This window comes from Gemmiger sp. An120 (genome assembly GCF_002160955.1).
Taxonomy (GTDB): domain Bacteria; phylum Bacillota; class Clostridia; order Oscillospirales; family Ruminococcaceae; genus Gemmiger_A; species Gemmiger_A avium.
On the sequence record NZ_NFLN01000041.1, the window covers coordinates 1 to 2,400 of the forward strand.

The 2,400-nt window shown below is 65.3% G+C and carries 2 protein-coding genes; both read right to left on the reverse strand.

Going from position 1 to position 2,400, the window contains the following annotated elements; translation table 11 throughout:
- Nucleotides 1-276 (reverse strand): hypothetical protein (locus tag B5E65_RS15875; protein WP_206406319.1); only part of this gene is annotated, 276 nt, incomplete at its 3' end.
- An 18-nt stretch (nt 277-294) separates the two neighbouring features.
- On the reverse strand, nt 295-2,400 hold a 2,106-nt coding region (locus B5E65_RS15880; RefSeq protein ID WP_143403050.1), incomplete at its 5' end, for a M56 family metallopeptidase.

The following is a 2,400-nucleotide window of genomic DNA, read 5'->3' on the forward strand; positions in this document are numbered from 1 at the left end:
CGCCGACACCCGGTCTGTCGGGGCAGTTTCCGGGGCGGGCAGGGTCACCCGCCAGCCGGGGGCCGCGGGCAGTTGGGGCAGCGGCAGCGCCAGCAGCACCGGCCCGGCCAGCAGCACCGGCCCGGCCAGCAGCACCGCCGCCAGCACGCCCCACAGCCGGCACCGCCAGCGGGCGGTATACCGGCGCATCAGCCAGGGCCGCAGCGCCAGCGCAGCAACCGCCGCCGCCGAACCGCCAAGGCCAATACTCACCAGCGCAAGCAGCCAGGTTTTCACAGGTCAGCCCTCCTTCTTTCATTCCGGCGTATGCCGGACACAGCTTTCCACGATCCATGCCGCCGGGTCCGCCGGGGAACGGCGCAGGGTGTAGACCAGGTCATAGTCCGGCACAATGCCTGCCGTGCCCTGATAGTCCCGCCAGACCACGGTGGCGATATCCCCCGCCCATGTCACTCTCAAACTGACCATCCGGTCGTCCGGCCAGACCTCACTGTCTGCCCGGGTGGCAAAATCCCGACCATCCTGACCGTACAGAACTTCGGACAGCAGGTCCATGGCGGGCACATAGTCCGCTAGGTCCAGCCAGGTCTCGGCGGCCTGGGTCAGCTGTTCCGCGGTGGGGTCGCCTGTCAGCGCCCCCTGTTCCCGCAGCTGATACGCCAGATACAGCAGCAACTTATCCTCCGGCAGCTCTGTCACCGCCGCAAAGGGGCCGGTGCTCACACAGCGGCGGAAGATGCGGGTGGTTTCTATCAACGTATCGCTGTCTTCCGTTTCAGAGCCGGATGTTCCGGTATAAAGCGATACATCCTGTGCCGGGTAAAGCAGCAGCACCGTACCCGCCTGCCCGTCAAACAAAAATCCGTACTTGTTTTCTCCCTCCAAAAGTGGGGTATCTCCCGGTTCCGCCACATCCAGCGTAAGCCAGACCGTGCCGTCCTCTCCTGCTTCCACGGTAAAGTCGGTCACCCGCGTCCCGGAAATATCCCGCAGGGCATAGATGCCAAAGCGGTATTCGTCGGGCGGGGCGGTGGTGCCGGAAAAGCACCAGTCCACCCGGGTCTGGTCATTCTCCTTCAGCCCCTGGCCCAGCGCCCAGGCGTACCGCAATTGTGTACCCAGCTGGGGGTCAGCGGCGGCCTGCTGTTCCAGCTCCTCCGGCAGCGAAATAAAGCTGTTGTCCCGCAGTACATGGTAGTACCAGCCATTCATCACCCAGCGCCCCTGTTCCCGCCGGAGAACGACCGGCAGCAGCGGACTGGTAGGCCAGTCCGGATTGCCCCATATCGCCTCCAGGTACAGGGTGTCCTCGGAAGCGCCCAGCAAACGCAGGCTGTCATAATCGTACCAGCCATAGCGGGGATCGACCGGTGTTTCTATGGGAAACGCTTCGTCATCGTGCACATACAGTGCGCCGTCGTGCTCCACCACCGTGGGGATGCTGTCTCCAAACCAGATTGTTTTTGTATCGATGGATGCCTGGCTGTACACGGTTCCGGCCACGGCCAGGAACTGCTCCCGGTCCGTGATGTCCCGCTGCCGCACCATCGTGCGGGTATCGCCGCCCCAGGGCACCTGGATCGTATCCGCCAGATCCAGATTATCCCGGTAGCCCTCGCCGGCCCATTCTATCCACAACAGGCACCGGTCCAGCACATCCCGTACCAGCGCATAGATCTCTTCGTCGGTCATTTCATTTCCGGGCCGGGCGGGTTCGGGCAGGCCGTCCGTTTGGCCGGTGATGGCCGCCAAATCCAGCTGCCCGCCCTCCGGCTGAGTAATATCCACCCAGACCGGGGCCTCATCCTCTGTGTTTGTCCGGGAAGTGCTGGCCGGTTCCAGCCGCACGGCGCAGCAGCACAGGGCCACCGCCAGCGCCGCGGCGCAGAAGGCCAGCAGCCCCCGGCGCATCCGGCCCGGTTTCATGATCTGCCGCAGCCGGGCAGTGATCTGGTTTTTCCCTACCCCGAACCGGGTGGTCAGCACCGGCCCGGCCGGGCATTCCAGCGCGTGCAGCAGCACCTGACAGTACTGCCGCCGCCAGGTCTCTGGTTTGTTTGCTGCCGCCGATTCATCGCAGGCCATTTCAATATCCTGCCGGGCGGCGCGAACCAGGAAATGCACCGGCGGGCTGTACCAGTGTACCGCCCGGGCCGCTTCCAGCAGCAGCATATACCACAGGTCACCCCGGCGGCAGTGGGCCATCTCATGCAGGCAGATCATGGCCAGTTCGTCTTCCGGGGGCAGGGTCTCGGGCAGCAGCAGGGTGGGCCGCACCAGGCCGGTGACCAGCGGCCCGCTGATCCGGGCATTGCACCGCACCGGCACCCGCCGGGTCAGGCCCTGTTCTTTGGCAGCCCACCGGGCAATGCTGACCGCATAAGCCGGGGCCGGGCTGTC